Raw genomic sequence first — 13,709 nt, 5'->3', positions numbered from 1 at the left:
CGTCCCGCGGCGAACCAAGCCGCGCTCAAGTCACCGGCAAGTCCGGCCCGGAGGATTCTGCAGCATGAGAACCCGGACGTTCACGCTGTACATCGCCGCCACCCCCGACCGGGTCTGGCAGGCCCTCACCGACCCGGAACAGACCCGCCGCTACTACCTCGGCCTCGCCGTGGAGTCGCGCTGGTGCCCGGGAGCCCCGATCGTCTTCCGCACCACGCAGGGGCCGGTCCCCGACGCCCTGCACGGCGAGATCATCCATGCCATACCCGGCGTACAGCTGATCCACAACATCTACACCGGCGTCGGCGCGCAGCAGGAGGCCCACTGCTGGGTCACCTGGGACCTCGCCCCGGTCGAGCCGGCGCTCACCCGCGCCGCGCTGACCTGCGACGACCTCGACCCGTGGCCCGACCCGGAGCGCGACGAGGCGTGGTCGCGGATCGTCAGCGGCCTCAAGACGGTCCTGGAGACCGGCGCGCCGCTGCCCGGGTAGCGATCGCGGGCGACCGGTGCCGCGCTCCTCAGCCCTTGGCCTTCGCCTCGGCCTTGACCTGCTTCTTGTACTCGCGCACCCGCACCAGCGAGGGCTCGTCGACGATGTCGGCGACCGACCGGAACGAGCCCTCCTCGCCGTACCCGCCGGCAGCGTCCCGCCAGCCCTCGGGCCGCACATCGCGCTGCTTGCCCAGCAGGGCCACGAAGATCTGCGCCTTCTGCCTGCCGAAGCCGGGCAGCTCCTGCACCCGCCGCAGCAGCTGCGCACCGTCCGTGACGCCAGCCCAGATCCCGGCCGGGTCGCCGTCGTAGCGCTCGACGATCACCCGGCAGACCTCCTGAACCCGCGCGGCCATCGCCTTGGGGAACCGGTGCAACGCCGGCGGCGTCGCGAAGACCTCCACCAGCGCCTGCGGGTCGAAGTCGGCAAGCTCCCGCGCGCTCGGCTCGTGGCCGAGCCGCTGCGCCAGCACCCACGGCGATGTGAACGCCTTCTCCAGCGGGATCTGTTGGTCCAGCGTCATCCCGATGAGCAGCGCGAGAGGGCTGCGGGTGAGGTACTCGTTCGCCGCATCATCGATCGGCAGCGTGATGGCCATGCCGACATCCTGCCCGCGTGGAGCCCCGATCGTCACGTGATTCGCCGTACGTCACGACTGTGCGGGGTCGGCGGGCGGGTGACGCCGGGTATGGCTAGCCCTACCGGAAGACTCGATCCAGCGTCCTGGTTCGCGCCGGCCGATTACGCCTAGCTTGGGTGCATGACGTCGACCAACACGCTGCTCAGGGCGGTGCTGTGGCCCCGCTTCCTCGTGTCGGCGTGGCCCTGGCGCGGTATCGCCTACAGCGCGAGCACGGCAGTGGCATCAGCGGCGCTCTGGCTCGTGCTCGCCGGCCCGCTGGCTCCGCTGGCCCTGGCCGTCGGGGTGCTGCGGACCGGACGGATCAGCCCGGTCGAGGACGCGCCACTTCGGTGGGCCGGCACCTACGTGTTTGTCGCAGCCGGGCTCGGTCTGATCGGTGTGGGCCTGCTCGCGCTCGTGGGGCCGAGGCTGGCCCTCGCCGTGGCCGGCGTGGAGCGGTGGCGGTTGCGGCTGGCGGACGACGCCCCGACGCCGTCGCGACGCGGCGACAGCCTGTACCCCGTCCAGGTGATGATCAGCGACTTCTCTCGATATCACGTGGCGATGGCCGTGATCGCCGCGATCGTGGCGGTGGTCCTCATCGCGATGAGCGTGCTGTTGTGGAAGAGGTTCGCGGCAACGGCGTCGTCCGACAGGGCTGCGAGGCGTGTGCTGGGCTCGTTCGGGGTTCTCGCGGTGTTGTCGTCGCTTTTGGTGATCGTTGTCGCGGTGGCGAATACGGCCACCGCGGCGGACGCGGCGCCGGCACTCCTGGCCTTTTTCGACGGCGGATGGTGACGCACATCATCCCGCCGAGCGCCATGGGCCGGCGCGCCCCGATCAATCCTTGATCACCCGTTGGCGGACACCTGCCAGGCGTCGAGAACCCCTGCCAGCCATGGCGCGTACGAGTCGGGAGACTGCGTGATCCGCTGTGCCAGTTCGGCGGGTGCGACCCAGTCCACGGCTGCGACCTCGTCCGGGTCCACGCCAGTCGGGTCGCCGGAGTAGGTGCCGACCAGCACGTGGTCGTATTCGAACTCGACCCGCCCGGAGTCCGGGTCGGCGGCTTGATAGAGGTGCACGCCGACCTCGCGCAGGGCCACGCTCGTCACGCCGAGTTCCTCCATCAGCCGGCGGTCGGCGGCCTCGATGAGCGCCTCACCCGGGCCTGGGTGGCCGCAGCAGGCGTTGGCCCATCGCAGCGGGAACCGGGTCTTCACCGCGGCTCTCTGCTGCAGCAGCAGCTTTCCCTCGGGGGAGACCAGCAGCACCGAGAAGGCGCGGTGCAGCTGGCCGGGCGCGCGGTGCGCCAGGTCGACGGTGGTTTCGCCGATCGCGCTGCCGTCGGTGCCGACCAGCTCGACCAGGTGTTGTTCCCGTGTGTTCACGACACTCCTGCGATGCGCTACGCCGCCAAGCGGCCGGAGGTGAGGACCATCTGTAGGCGCCGGGCGGCGCCGGATCCGATGAAGACCGTTGTTGACATTGTGAGGTGGAGATCGGCAAGTTGGTAGGGGTTTGGTAGGGGTCTTGTCGGGTCGGGCACGATGCGCGCCGCGCTCGAAGGTCGCCACCACGATCGCTCGGGGTGGATGTCGTGATGGAGCTCGGCGACGGATTTCACTTTGACCAGCGCGGGGCCATAGGTTAGGCATCCGGCAGAATGCCGGGTAGTGCGGCGCGCAGGGACACCGGTAGGGTTTGCACTCGCATCGGCGTTGGCCAGCAGTTGTCGCCCGCCGTTTCTTTTGGGCTGCCCATGATTGGATTCGAGTTGGCGCGAAAGCAGGCCGACCCCGTGAGCGAGCAAGTTGGTTCGGATAAGCGCGATCACTCGATGGCGCCGAGCCGGCCCGTTGGTCGGCAGGTGTCCATCAAGCGGCAGGTCATCAGGCTGGTCCTGATACCCAGTGCCGTCGCCGTGATTCTATGGCTCGTGGCTTCCGGATATCTCGTCTTTCAGGGCTTCTACAACCGGGAGGTCGCCAGCGGTGTCCGCCAGGTATCGATTCCGGCGGTTTCCGCACTGGCGTCAATCCAGCAGGAGCGACGGCTGAGCATCGCCTTCCTCAGCCAGCCGGCGAAAGATGAGCAGGAGCTGCTCAAGGAACGGCGTCAGACTGATGAGCGACTGGCCGAGCTGCGCACCGTCGCTGACGCGGGGTTGTCGAACGCTCCGCAGTCCATCGTGACGCGATGGAAGGCGATGACAGATTATCTGGACCGGCTTCCAGGTATACGAACCGCGATCGATTCCAGGTCGTCGGGCGTGCAGCCGGCGTACGACTTCTACAACGAGCTGCTCGATGCCGCGACCGCCCTTTTCGACACTCAGGCCCGGATGGTGCCTGATTCCACGGCGACCAAGGGCGGCATCGCGGCGACCGAGGTGTGGCGGGCCAGCGACCTGATGTCCCGAGCCGGATCGACGATTGAGGCCGCGTTCGGCGCTCGTGCGCTCAACGATCAGGAACACCTCGAGTTCGCGAGCCTGGTGAGCGCCTACCGTTTCGGCCTGACCACCGTCGCGCCGCACATGGAGCCAGAAGTACGTCAACGCTATGAGACTCTCGCCGCGGGCGACGCGTGGAAGCAGTTGGCCGCCGCGGAGAACTCGATCATCGCCAATGGCCCGTGGCGCAATGGCGTGCCTCGTGCCCTGTCCGTTGACCTGGCTCGTTGGCAGACGCTCACCCGCCAGGTATCCGACGAATTGATCGGCCTGACCGTTCTGCAAGCCGATGAGGTTTCGGCCCGGACGCTGAGCACCGGTAACAATCAGCTGCTCTTCGCGTCATTGGGAAGCTTCATCGCGCTGGCGATCGCGGTCGGCGCGATCCTGTGGTCGGTCCGTCGATCGCAGGTCCTGGTGGACCAGGGGCTGTCCGTCCGCTTGGCCCGGCTTGGCAAGGATGCCGCGGAGACGGTCGATGAGCGGCTGCCGGCCATGATGAACCGGCTGCGTCGGCGGGAAGCGGTTGACCTTGACGTCGAGCTTCCGACCCGGGACTACGGAGCCGACGAGATCGGCCAGGTCGCCGACGTCATCAACCGGTCGCTGCGGGTTGCGGCGGGTGCCGCCATCGACGAAGCGAAGACCCGGGCTGCCAGCACCGAGATGCTGATGGGCGTCGCTCGCCGCCCTCAGCGTCCGCTGCAGCGCGGTCTCATGGTCATCGAGGACCTGGAGAGCCGGATCGGCGACGAGAAACTGCTCACGCAGCTCTTCGACGTCAATCATCAGCTCAACCAGACTCGGCGCTTCCTGGAAAACCTCGTCATCCTGGCCGGTGGGCAGATCGGCCGGCGTTTCAAGAACCCGGTGCCGCTGCGCCGGGCGCTGCTGGCGGCATTCGCCGAGACGCACCAGTATCAGCGACTCTCGCTGCGCAGCGCACCGGATGTGTCGGTGGCGGGCCCGGCCGTCGCCGGAACCATCCATCTCTTGGCCGAGCTGCTCGACAACGCGCTCGCCTTCTCCCCGCCGACGACGACGGTCTGGGTCACGTGCGTCCCGGTGCCGCACGGCGTCGCGGTGGAGATCGAGGACGCCGGCGTGGGCATGGCGCCGGAGGCCGTGGAACGCGCCAACGTACTGCTGGCGACCGCGCCCACGCCGGACGTGACCGAGCTGGAGGGCGGCAAGCAGGTCGGCCTGTACGTTGTGGCCGAGCTGGCCAAGCGTGAGGGCGTGCAGGTCGGGCTCCGCAAGTCGGCCTACGGCGGGCTGCTGGCAATCGTGCTGCTGCCAGAGCGGGTGCTCGCCGCCGAGCCCGTCGGCGGCGACCAGCCCGCCGAACCCGGCGTGCCCGACGAGTGGATGAACACCGGCGCCCATTCGGTCCAGACGGCGGCGATGGCGTCCCCACTGGACGACGTCCCTCGCTACGACGTGCGTCCCCCTGCTGCTGCCGCGGCCGCGACGGCCATGAACGGATCAGTAGCGGGTGCGCGCGACGACAACGCCGGCGCAAGCCGCCGACCCGACCTTACGGGCGGCGCGACGAGCGGCCATCTCCGCACCGGCGCGGGCGTTCCCCAGCAATCCCCGGTGGCTCCCGTGGCCGGCACCGACTCGCCCAGGCCGAATGCCGCTGACCGGCCGGCGCTACCCCACCGCCAGCCTCAACATCACCTCGTGCCCGAGCTGCGTGACGGCGAGCCGCCGGCAACCGGCCCGCAGGCGACCAACGCGCCTACGAGGTCGCCGGAGGACTCCCGGGATCGGTATGCGCGGTATCAACGGGGACGGGCCGAAGGTCTGGCTGTCAACAACAACACACGTACGAGACCTGATCAAGGCGGGATGGCGTGACCCACTCAGCACAGCAACATGATCTAGCGTGGATGCTGGACGGTCTTGTGGAGGTTCCGCATGTTGCCTATGCGGTTGTCGTGTCCACCGATGGGCTGATCGTTCAGAAATCCACGTCGCTGCTGCAAGACACGGCGGAGATCGTGGCCGCTGGTTCGGCTTCGTTGTACAGCATCGCGGCAGGAGTAGGCCGGCGTATCGGCAGCGGGCCGGTGGATCAGATCGTCGTCGAATATCACGATCACATCCTGTTCCTTGCCGCCGCGGGCCACCACGCTCGCCTGGCTGTGCTGTGCGAGCCGAGTGTCGACATGGGAACGGTCGCCTACGAGGTGCGACGCCTGGTGACCCGCATCGGCGAGTATCTCGGCACCGAGGCGCGCTCGTCCGCGCTCACGGTCAACGGCCTACCTGGCACGGGCCATGGCGTATGACATGTGGGAGGGCGACGATCCGGCCGAGGCAGGCCGGCTCGTCCCCCTTTACATCCTTGTCAATGGGCAGACGAGTCCGCGCAATACCAGCCTCGACCTGGCGACTCAGGTCATCGCCCTCCTACCTGGTGTGCAGCGGCTGGAGCCCGAGTACGAGGAGATCGTCAGACGGTGCGCGAACTGGATGTCCATCGCCGAACTGTCCGCCTACCTGCATCTCCCGCTGACCATCATGAAGGTCATGGTCGATGTGCTCCTCGACCAGGGGTATCTAGGCGTCGGATCTCCCGCCCAGGAGAGGATCGCGGATCTTTGGGTGTTGGAAGAGGTTCTTGCCGGTCTCGAACGAATCTAGGCAGAGGGACTGATACACGTGGATCGCAAATCGGTCAAGGTCGTCGTGGCGGGCGGCTTCGGCACCGGTAAGACCACCATGGTCGGCTCGGTTAGCGAGATTGCGCCGTTGACCACGGAGGAAGTCCTTACCCAGGCCAGCGTCGGCGTCGATGACGTGACGGGCGTGGAGGGCAAGACGAACACCACGGTCGCCCTGGACTTCGGGCGCATCACCATCAGCCCCGACGTCGTGCTCTATCTGTTCGGCACGCCGGGACAGGACCGATTCTGGTTCATGTGGGACGAGCTCGCGCAGGGCGCGGTCGGTGCGATCGTGCTGGTCGACACCAGAAGGCTCGGCACCAGCTTTCCCGCCATCGACTACTTCGAGCGCCGAGGCATCCCGTTCGTCGCCGTCATCAACCGGTTCCACGGCGAGTGCCTGTACACCCAGGAGGAGATCCGCGAGGCATTGGAGCTGGACGCCTCCGTTCCGCTCCTGTGGTGCGACGCCAGGGACAGAGCATCCAGCAAGCAGGCATTGATCGTGCTGATCCGGCACGCGATGGCACGCATGCCTGTCGCTTGATCGATCGTTCGACGGCGCTCGCCACGCACGCAGCTTCGGGTTGATCCGATGCCCGGCCGCCGCAAGCCGGCCGGGCATCGGAGCAGCCTAACGGCCGGCGTCGGCCGAGGCGTGGGCCGCGATCCGGCCGAGGTAGCGGTCGGCGCCGTCGGGGGTCATGAACCAGTCGACGAGCTGGTTCGGGTCGGCGAACCCGTTGGCGAGGCGATTGGCCACCTCCGGGTGCTGCGTCGCCGCGCCCAGGATGCGCTGGACGTGCTCGGGCGGCGGCTGGAGCATCCCGTTGCTCACGTTGGTGATCTGCGCGGCGGTGTCCACCCAGAACCGCTCGAAGGTGCTGTGCATCCAGTCACGGTCGAACGGATCGTCGTCGCGGCGGTCAAGGATCGCGGTCAGGTAGGCGGCGGCACAACGTGCGGCGGCGTTGGCGCCCTGCGCGACGACGGGGTCGTTGGTGACGATCACGTCGGCGGCGCCCAGGACGAGCGCGCCGGAGGGCAGCTCGCCGACCGGTCGCCGCACGGTGGGAGTGAACCGGCCGGTCAGGGTGGCGCGGGAGTCGGTCAACTCCACGTTGGCACAGCGCTCGTACAGCCACGGGGTGTGCTCGCGGATCAGGCCGACGGCCCGCGCCAGGTGCTCGTCCGGGTCGGGACGGTCGCCGAACACGTCCAGCGGCCCGCCGGGTACAGCCTCCCAGAACAGGATGTCGCACGGCCCCGTCGTGGTCAGCGCCGGGATGAGGATGAGCTCGCCGGCGCCGGGCAGGACGGTGAACGTGACGTTGGGCCAAAGGTCGGTGCGCGGCTCGCGGTCCATGCCGTTGACGTAGGCGGCGGCCAGACCGCGCTGCGGTGTGGTGTACGGGGAGCGAGCTGGGTCCCGGTCGAACAGTGCCGTCAGGTCGCCGCGGCCGGCGGCGATGACGATCAGGTCGTAACGGCCGGACTCGGCGATCTCGTCGAGCTCGCCGATGCTGATGTTCGCGGTGTGCACGGTCCCGCCGCGCTTCTCGAACAACTCCAGCCAGCCGGCCATCTTCACCCGCTGGTCGGTGCTTCGCGCCGGTGCGTCCAGGGCGCCGTAGATGTCGAGGCGGTCGCCGGTGGGGGTGGCGACGGTCCAGTGCAGCCCGGCGATGTCCGGTGTCTCGGCCGCCCACAGGTCGAGTCCGAGCTGCTGTTCGATGGCCACCGCCGGGCCGAACATGACCTGGGTGGAGGTCGGCCGATCCTGACGGATCTCGTCAGGTGTCCGCGCCGTCAGGATGGTCACTTCGTAGTTGCCTGCCTGGAGCAGGCCATGGCCGAGCAACAGGCCGCATTGGCCGGCGCCCACGATCAGGACTCTGCGCATCGGTGCTCCCTTTCAGGGTCGAGATCACGGCCTACAGTGGCTGCAGCCTCACCTTGAAGTGGCGCAGCAGAGGCGGCGATGAGACGATCCGGTACCCGCGGACGCGCTCGGGTGCCTTGGCGATGCCGGCGAGTACCGAGGCCACGTATTCAAGGTGGGCGTCGGTGTAGACCCGGCGTGGGATTGCCAGCCGTACGAGTTCAAAGGGCGCCGGGGTCACCAGCCGGTGCGCGTCGTCCATGCCGCCCAGATACAGCGACCCGAGCTCGGCACAGCGAATGCCACCGTCGAGATACAGCTGGCACCCCAGGGAGTGGCCCGGGAACTCGTGCGGTGACAGGTGCGGCAGCAGCCTGCCGGCGTTGAGGTACAGGGCGTGGATGCCGGGCGGCTGGATGGTCTCCACGCCGGCATCGTTGATCATCTGCGCCAGCCGGGCGGTAGAGGCGGCCCGTGACCGCAGGTATGCCGGCTCGACCACCTCCCGTAGCCCTTGGGCAAGCCGCTCCAGGTCGTGGCCGGCCAGCCCGCCGTAGGTGGAGAACCCCTCGGTCGCGATCAGGTTCGCCTCGCACGCGGCGTGCAGGTCGTCGTCGCGCAGGCCGATGAATCCCCCGATGGCCGTCAGCCCGTCCTTCTTCAGGGACACCAGGCATCCGTCGGCGAGCTGGAACGCGCGAGTGGCGATCTGCCGCGGCGTCCAGTCGCTGTAGGCCGGCTCCCGCTCGCGTACCAGCCAGGCGTTTTCGGCGAATCGCGCCGCATCGAGGAAGAACGGCACGCTGTGACGCCGGCACAGCTCGCCGACCGCTTCGAGGTTGGCCATGGACACCGGTTGCGCGCCGAGGCCGTTGTTCGTGATGGTCATCAGGACCAGGCCGACCTTGGGTCCTTCGGGCCCGGTCAGGGTCCGCTCGAGCGCGGCGAGGTCGATGTTGCCCTTGAACGGTTCCGCACTGTCGAGGTCGGCCGCCTCGGGGCACGGCAGGTCCCGTGGCTCGGCGCCGACGATTTGGACGTTGGCGTGGGTGGTGTCGAAGTGGGTGTTGCTGATGCAGACCTGGCCGGGTTTGAGCAGGCTGGTGAACAGGATGCGCTCACCGGCCCGGCCCTGGTGAACCGGCAGGATGTGCGGATACCCGGTGAGATCGCCGACCTCATCGCGGAACCGGAACCACGATCGTGCTCCCGCGTAGGACTCGTCGCCGAGCGCGGCGGCGGCTTCCTGCGCGGCCGAGGTGGCGCCCGTGCCCGAGTCGGACAGCAGGTCGATGGTGATCTGGTCCGCGCGCAGGTTGAACGGGTTGTAGCCGGCCTCGGCCAAGGCCTGCCGGCGTTCCTCCTCGCTCAGGAAGGGGATCTCTTCGACGACCTTGATCCGCCATGGCGGCGGCAGCTGGATATTCATAACGAACTCCTCGAAGTCAGCGGGGTCAGGCGGCGGTCCGGGTGGCCGGGCGCTTCGCGATGTTCCGAAGGGCCGGTGTCTGCCGTGGACGCGGCGGAGCCACCTGGTACGCCTCGGCGGACAGGTAGACGGTCACACCTGGTCGCGGCGGGCCCAGCCGCAGCGAGACGTGCGCGATCAGCCCGACGCCGGCGCGAAGGGGCCGCTGGGTCACCGCGGCGAGCGCCCGATCGAACGCTGAGCTGTCGAATCCGTGCCGGGCGAGCAGCGCCACCACCCGGTCCCGGGCTTCCTCGTCGTCGTGGACGTAGCTTCGAATCGGTACGTACAAGCTGTAGCCAACCGGCGTGTCGGCATCCCCGGTGAGGGTGTAGCTGCCCACGAGCGGGCGGCCGTCGAACGGGCCGGGGCCGCCGCCGGCCACCGCGCAGAACTCGGCGAGTGCCGCCACGTCCACGCCGTCGACCACGCCGGCCGCCCGGACCACGTCCAGGACGTTGGCGTTGTGATGGGTGAGGTAGAGCTTCACGCGGGAGTGCGGCCCGTCGTGCAGGTCCAGCGCGAAGAACGTCAGCCGATCGCCCTGGCCCAGCTCGCCTGGCCGGACAGCATGGTCCAGCATGGCCCGGTACGCCGCACCCAACCCGAGCCGGTGCAGCGCTTCGGCCACCAGTTCCGGCGCTCGCTGCGCTCCCTCGACCTCAGGATTGAAGTACACCTTGAGCTCGGGCCGGCGGCCGCTGCGAAACACCAGCGACCACCATTGGGAGAACTCCCCCTGGGGCTGCTCCGTGGCGAAGAGATCTTGGACTCGATCGAAGCGCGACGTGGACAGGCCGAACCGATGCGCCTGCGTGCGGAGAAATTCGTGTGCGGCGGACAGGTTCGTCAGCACGCTGGGTGGCGAGCCCATCGCCTCGCCGAGAATCCGCAACGAGGGAGGCTCCCCCTCGTTGTACGCGATCGAGAACTCGACGGGCGTGTGATCGTCCGCGACGTCCGACGGCCACGCCGGAGGGTCGGACAATCGGCGAGATCCGACGGGACCGAGAAGATCCCTCAGTAGGTCCACAGGCGCATCCGGATCGAGCTCCGCCACATCGCACAAGCGTGTCAATTGGCCACTCAAGTGCTCGAAAACGGACAAACCATCCATGAACCAGTCCTCCCGGGGTTGATCAAATCGGCTTCGCCTCGCGTTTGCTCGTGACCTACGCGTGGGCGTTCGGGGTTGATCGCGCCTGTTGCTACGGGTGCTGCTGACGCCACAGAGCGTCGCAATCGGCGTTGTCGGAGATTCGGGCAGCGCGGTTTGACATCGACTCAGTCGGCTAGAGGATCATCCTGCGCCAACATCGTGGTCGACTGATAACGCTGAGTCGAGTGAGATGATGCTCACAATCGGGTGCCATTCTGTCGCTGACAGTGACATTGGCCGACGGCAATCAGATATGATGCGCGGAGCACTGTTGGCTGAGGTGCAACAATGTGGCGCCGAGGGCTCCTGACGTGGCGGCCTAGTCGTGTTGGATCGCTCACTGAGCGCAAGCCGCGCCGATTTGAGGCGGGCGTCGGCGCTACCGTTCGGTAGCGAGGTGTGGTGCCCGGACGTGCTAGCCTGCAGGGCTCGGCCCCGGGAGCTCGCGGTTCGGATCTGGCCAGAGGTGAGCATCGACCGTGCCGAGCATCGGCGCAAACGACATCGACCGTGCCGAGCATCGGCACAAACGACCGAGAGTGGCACGCGGACCTGGCCCGGCTGCCGGACGCTGTGATCGGTCGCATCGACGGCATTGGCCATGCTGGATGGCGCCGTTCAAGCCGAAGGCGGCGCCATCAATGCGTCGTGAAATGACGTGCGGTGTGTCTCCTTCCACTCCCGCTGCTCGCGCAGCGGCTCGGTCTCCTCGGTGAGGGCGAACCGGAAGATGTCCTCGGGCCTCGGGTCGGGCAGCGCTAGGCACGCGGCCCGGGTCTCGGTCGCGACCTGCGCCGCCTCCTCCTCGAGCTCGTCGAAGCGGCGCTGGTCGGCCCAGTCCCGGGTGCGGACGAGCCGCTCCAGGCGGGCGATCGGGTCGCGCCGGGGCCACGCCTCGACCTTGTCGTCCGCGGCGATACCGGCGCGGGTCGTCGGAGGTGCTGTGCCCGGCCACGCGGTAGGTGGTCGCCTCGACGAGGACCGGGCGCCCCGCCCTGTCGTACAGACTCCGCGGCCCGGGCGGTGAGTGCGTGCACGGCGAGCTGCGCGCCGCGGCTGAGAGCGCTCCCGCCCGGCCGCGGCCCGTGCGAACGGCGCACGGGATTCGGGCCGGACGGGAGTGTGCATGGTGCCCCGCCCGGCCGTAAGGTGCCTACGTGCTGAAAGGTTTCCGGGATTTCATCTCGCGCGGCAACGTCATCGAGCTTGCCGTCGCCGTCGTCATCGGTGCCGCCTTCAACGGCGTCGTCACCGCGTTCACCAAGGGCTTCTTGCAGCCGCTGATCGCGATGAGCGGCGGCATCGGCATCGAGGGCGCTCAAGGTTTCGAGATCGGCGGCCAGGTGTTCGAGTGGCCCGCGTTCGTCAACGCCGTGATCACCTTCCTGCTCACGGCCGCGACGGTGTACTTCCTGATCGTGGTGCCCATGAACAAGCTCGCCGAGCGCCGCAAGCGTGGCATCGCACCCGAACCTGAGGCGCCGAGCGACGAGATCCGCCTCCTGACCGAGATCCGCGACCTGCTGGCCACCGGGACCACGGCCCGCGAGCAGGGCGCGAGCGTTGCCTCGCTCTTGGAAGGCTCCGCCTACTCCGCGGCGCAGAACCCACCCACGAAGCCGACCGCCACCTGAGTCACAGCCGGCCACGGGGGCGTGGCAGACTCGGGTTAATGGCCCGCAGGGAACGACCGCAGCTGATCACCGATGCGGCGCGCAGCCCCGAACAGGAGCTTCGCGCCCGTGAGGTGCGATATGTGGTCATGATGCTCCTGCGTGCCGCCTGCATCGTGATGGCCGCCATCCTGGTCGCGGCCCGCCCGCCCCTGCTGTGGCTGTGGCTCACCCTCTGCTTCCTGGGCGGTGTCGGGCTGCCGATGATCGCGGTGCTGCTGGCCAACGACGCGCCCCCGCGCGCGGAGAACAGGCTCCGCAACCGGCTGCGCCGCCGCGCGACGTCCCACCCGGACCCGGGCCACGCCCTCGACGAGCACCAGCATCGGGTCATCGACCCCGACTGATACGCCCCCTGTGCCGGCCGAAGGGCGTCAGGGGCGCCCGCCCAGCCTGGACACCGCCCGCGCGCCGAGTTCGTTGCCGCGGCGCAGCGCCGCCTCCGGCCCGGCGCCGCCGAGCCACGCCGCCAGAAAGCCCGCGGCGAACGCGTCGCCGGCCCCGGTCGGGTCGACCACCCCGGCCACCGCGACCCCCGGCGCGTGCACGACCTCACCCGGGGCCGCCCAGGTGGCGCCGCCCGGCCCCGACTTGACCACGATCGCGTCCGCGTGGGCCAGCAAGGCCCGCGCCAGCGCGGCGGTGTCCGCCCCGCCGCCGGGCCCGGCGATCACCCGCGCCTCGTCCAGGTTGGCGAACAGGATGCCTGGCCGGGGTACCGAAGCCAGGAACGCGCTCGCCCCGATGCGCTGCAGCGGCGCGGCCGACGCGGCGTCCAGGCTCGTGGTCAGCCCCCGGCGGCGGGCCTCCGCGAGCGCGTACCGCCCGGCCGGGGCGCAGTCGGCGTCGAAGAGCACGTAGGCGGACAGGTGCAGGTGCCGCACCTCGGGCAGCCCGAGCGCCCGCTCGACGTCGGAGCGGTCCAGGAGCCGGTTCGCACCCCGGTCGGTGAACATCGTGCGCTCGGCGTCGGAGGTCAGCACGACCACGGTCCCGGTCGCGGCCCCGGCCACCCGCCGCACGCTCGTCGTCACGCCCGCGGCGCGCATCTCGGCGACCCGCGCGTCTCCCGGCTCGTCGTCGCCCGCGACCCCGGCGAAGACGACCGGGCACCCCGCCGCCGCGAGCCAGGCCGCCGTGTTGGCCGCCGACCCGCCACCGCCGATGCGCACGCTGGCGATGGTGTCCGAGCCGATGGCGAGCGGGCCCTCGTGCACGGTCAGGATGTCCGTGACGACGTCGCCGATGACCACCACGCTCACCGCACGTCGCCGCCGGG

At 69.2% G+C, this 13,709-nt stretch carries 15 protein-coding genes; 8 read left to right on the top strand and 7 right to left on the bottom strand.

From position 1 onward, the window contains the following. Positions 1 to 64: 64 nt before the first annotated feature. Positions 65 to 493 carry an SRPBCC domain-containing protein gene (locus AB0367_RS11155; protein ID WP_366226096.1) on the top strand — a complete coding sequence of 143 codons (429 nt, stop codon included), beginning with the start codon at positions 65 to 67 and terminating at the stop codon, positions 491 to 493. Positions 494 to 521: 28 nt separating this feature from the next. Here AB0367_RS11155 and AB0367_RS11150 read toward each other — a convergent pair whose 3' ends face one another. Next, positions 522 to 1,094, bottom strand: coding sequence for an HhH-GPD-type base excision DNA repair protein (locus AB0367_RS11150; protein WP_366226095.1), 573 nt, complete (start codon positions 1,092 to 1,094; stop codon positions 522 to 524). 162 nt (positions 1,095 to 1,256) lie between these two features. On the opposite strand from AB0367_RS11150, the gene AB0367_RS11145 reads away from it, so the two are divergent. Continuing rightward, complete coding sequence (locus AB0367_RS11145) at positions 1,257 to 1,916, top strand: hypothetical protein (RefSeq protein ID WP_366226094.1); 660 nt, start codon at positions 1,257 to 1,259, stop codon at positions 1,914 to 1,916. Between the two features lie 53 nt (positions 1,917 to 1,969). Here AB0367_RS11145 and idi read toward each other — a convergent pair whose 3' ends face one another. Next, positions 1,970 to 2,509, bottom strand: coding sequence for an isopentenyl-diphosphate Delta-isomerase (gene idi, locus AB0367_RS11140; RefSeq protein ID WP_366226093.1), 540 nt, complete (start codon positions 2,507 to 2,509; stop codon positions 1,970 to 1,972). Positions 2,510 to 2,919: 410 nt separating this feature from the next. Between idi and AB0367_RS11135 the strand changes: the two genes are divergently transcribed. The 4 genes from AB0367_RS11135 to AB0367_RS11120 are packed head-to-tail and all read left to right on the top strand — an operon-like array spanning position 2,920 to position 6,795. Beyond that, a complete protein-coding gene (locus AB0367_RS11135; protein ID WP_366226092.1) occupies positions 2,920 to 5,436 on the top strand; it encodes a nitrate- and nitrite sensing domain-containing protein in 2,517 nt (838 codons plus the stop codon). A gap of 32 nt (positions 5,437 to 5,468) precedes the next feature. Then, positions 5,469 to 5,870, top strand: a complete 402-nt coding sequence (locus AB0367_RS11130) for a roadblock/LC7 domain-containing protein (RefSeq protein WP_366226091.1) — start codon at positions 5,469 to 5,471, stop codon at positions 5,868 to 5,870. Beyond that, positions 5,860 to 6,225, top strand: a complete 366-nt coding sequence (locus tag AB0367_RS11125) for a DUF742 domain-containing protein (protein WP_366226090.1) — start codon at positions 5,860 to 5,862, stop codon at positions 6,223 to 6,225. Before AB0367_RS11130 ends, AB0367_RS11125 begins: the two co-directional genes overlap by 11 nt. An 18-nt stretch (positions 6,226 to 6,243) precedes the next feature. Next, complete coding sequence (locus AB0367_RS11120; protein ID WP_366226089.1) at positions 6,244 to 6,795, top strand: ATP/GTP-binding protein; 552 nt, start codon at positions 6,244 to 6,246, stop codon at positions 6,793 to 6,795. A gap of 87 nt (positions 6,796 to 6,882) precedes the next feature. Here AB0367_RS11120 and AB0367_RS11115 read toward each other — a convergent pair whose 3' ends face one another. The 4 genes from AB0367_RS11115 to AB0367_RS11100 form a co-directional block, all read right to left on the bottom strand. Beyond that, the gene (locus AB0367_RS11115) at positions 6,883 to 8,151 is read right to left on the bottom strand and encodes a styrene monooxygenase/indole monooxygenase family protein (RefSeq protein ID WP_366226088.1); all 1,269 of its coding nucleotides are present in this window, start codon (positions 8,149 to 8,151) and stop codon (positions 6,883 to 6,885) included. Between the two features lie 31 nt (positions 8,152 to 8,182). Further along, positions 8,183 to 9,559 carry a tryptophanase gene (locus AB0367_RS11110; protein WP_366226087.1) on the bottom strand — a complete coding sequence of 459 codons (1,377 nt, stop codon included), beginning with the start codon at positions 9,557 to 9,559 and terminating at the stop codon, positions 8,183 to 8,185. A gap of 25 nt (positions 9,560 to 9,584) precedes the next feature. Beyond that, positions 9,585 to 10,715, bottom strand: a complete 1,131-nt coding sequence (locus AB0367_RS11105; protein WP_366226086.1) for a tryptophan dimethylallyltransferase family protein — start codon at positions 10,713 to 10,715, stop codon at positions 9,585 to 9,587. Between the two features lie 457 nt (positions 10,716 to 11,172). Further along, positions 11,173 to 11,712 carry a hypothetical protein gene (locus AB0367_RS11100; protein WP_366226085.1) on the bottom strand — a complete coding sequence of 180 codons (540 nt, stop codon included), beginning with the start codon at positions 11,710 to 11,712 and terminating at the stop codon, positions 11,173 to 11,175. 202 nt (positions 11,713 to 11,914) lie between these two features. Here AB0367_RS11100 and mscL point away from each other — a divergent pair, with 202 nt between their 5' ends. Both mscL and AB0367_RS11090 read left to right on the top strand, forming a co-directional pair. Then, positions 11,915 to 12,391 (top strand): large conductance mechanosensitive channel protein MscL, encoded by a 477-nt coding sequence (mscL, locus tag AB0367_RS11095; RefSeq protein WP_366226084.1) that lies wholly within the window; start codon positions 11,915 to 11,917, stop codon positions 12,389 to 12,391. Positions 12,392 to 12,429: 38 nt separating this feature from the next. After that, on the top strand, positions 12,430 to 12,777 hold the full coding sequence (locus tag AB0367_RS11090) for a DUF3099 domain-containing protein (RefSeq protein WP_366226083.1): 348 nt from the start codon (positions 12,430 to 12,432) through the stop codon (positions 12,775 to 12,777). 27 nt (positions 12,778 to 12,804) lie between these two features. Here AB0367_RS11090 and AB0367_RS11085 read toward each other — a convergent pair whose 3' ends face one another. Continuing rightward, entirely contained in the window at positions 12,805 to 13,692 is an 888-nt protein-coding gene (locus tag AB0367_RS11085) for a PfkB family carbohydrate kinase (RefSeq protein ID WP_366226082.1), read from the bottom strand. Between the last annotated feature and the right edge of the window lie 17 nt (positions 13,693 to 13,709).

The organism is Dactylosporangium sp. NPDC051484, from assembly GCF_040689395.1.
Lineage (GTDB): Bacteria > Actinomycetota > Actinomycetes > Mycobacteriales > Micromonosporaceae > Dactylosporangium.
This window is presented reverse-complemented; position numbering and strand designations above follow the sequence as displayed.

What these genes read in the sequence shown, in the direction of transcription:
- AB0367_RS11090 (WP_366226083.1), top strand. Translation starts at nt 12,430, where the DNA reads ATGGCCCGCAGGGAACGACCGCAGCTGATCACCGATGCGGCGCGCAGC.
- AB0367_RS11150 (WP_366226095.1), bottom strand. Translation starts at nt 1,094, where the DNA reads ATGGCCATCACGCTGCCGATCGATGATGCGGCGAACGAGTACCTCACC.
- AB0367_RS11110 (WP_366226087.1), bottom strand. Translation starts at nt 9,559, where the DNA reads ATGAATATCCAGCTGCCGCCGCCATGGCGGATCAAGGTCGTCGAAGAG.
- AB0367_RS11105 (WP_366226086.1), bottom strand. Translation starts at nt 10,715, where the DNA reads ATGGATGGTTTGTCCGTTTTCGAGCACTTGAGTGGCCAATTGACACGC.
- AB0367_RS11125 (WP_366226090.1), top strand. Translation starts at nt 5,860, where the DNA reads ATGGCGTATGACATGTGGGAGGGCGACGATCCGGCCGAGGCAGGCCGG.
- AB0367_RS11145 (WP_366226094.1), top strand. Translation starts at nt 1,257, where the DNA reads ATGACGTCGACCAACACGCTGCTCAGGGCGGTGCTGTGGCCCCGCTTC.
- AB0367_RS11115 (WP_366226088.1), bottom strand. Translation starts at nt 8,151, where the DNA reads ATGCGCAGAGTCCTGATCGTGGGCGCCGGCCAATGCGGCCTGTTGCTC.
- AB0367_RS11130 (WP_366226091.1), top strand. Translation starts at nt 5,469, where the DNA reads ATGCTGGACGGTCTTGTGGAGGTTCCGCATGTTGCCTATGCGGTTGTC.
- AB0367_RS11155 (WP_366226096.1), top strand. Translation starts at nt 65, where the DNA reads ATGAGAACCCGGACGTTCACGCTGTACATCGCCGCCACCCCCGACCGG.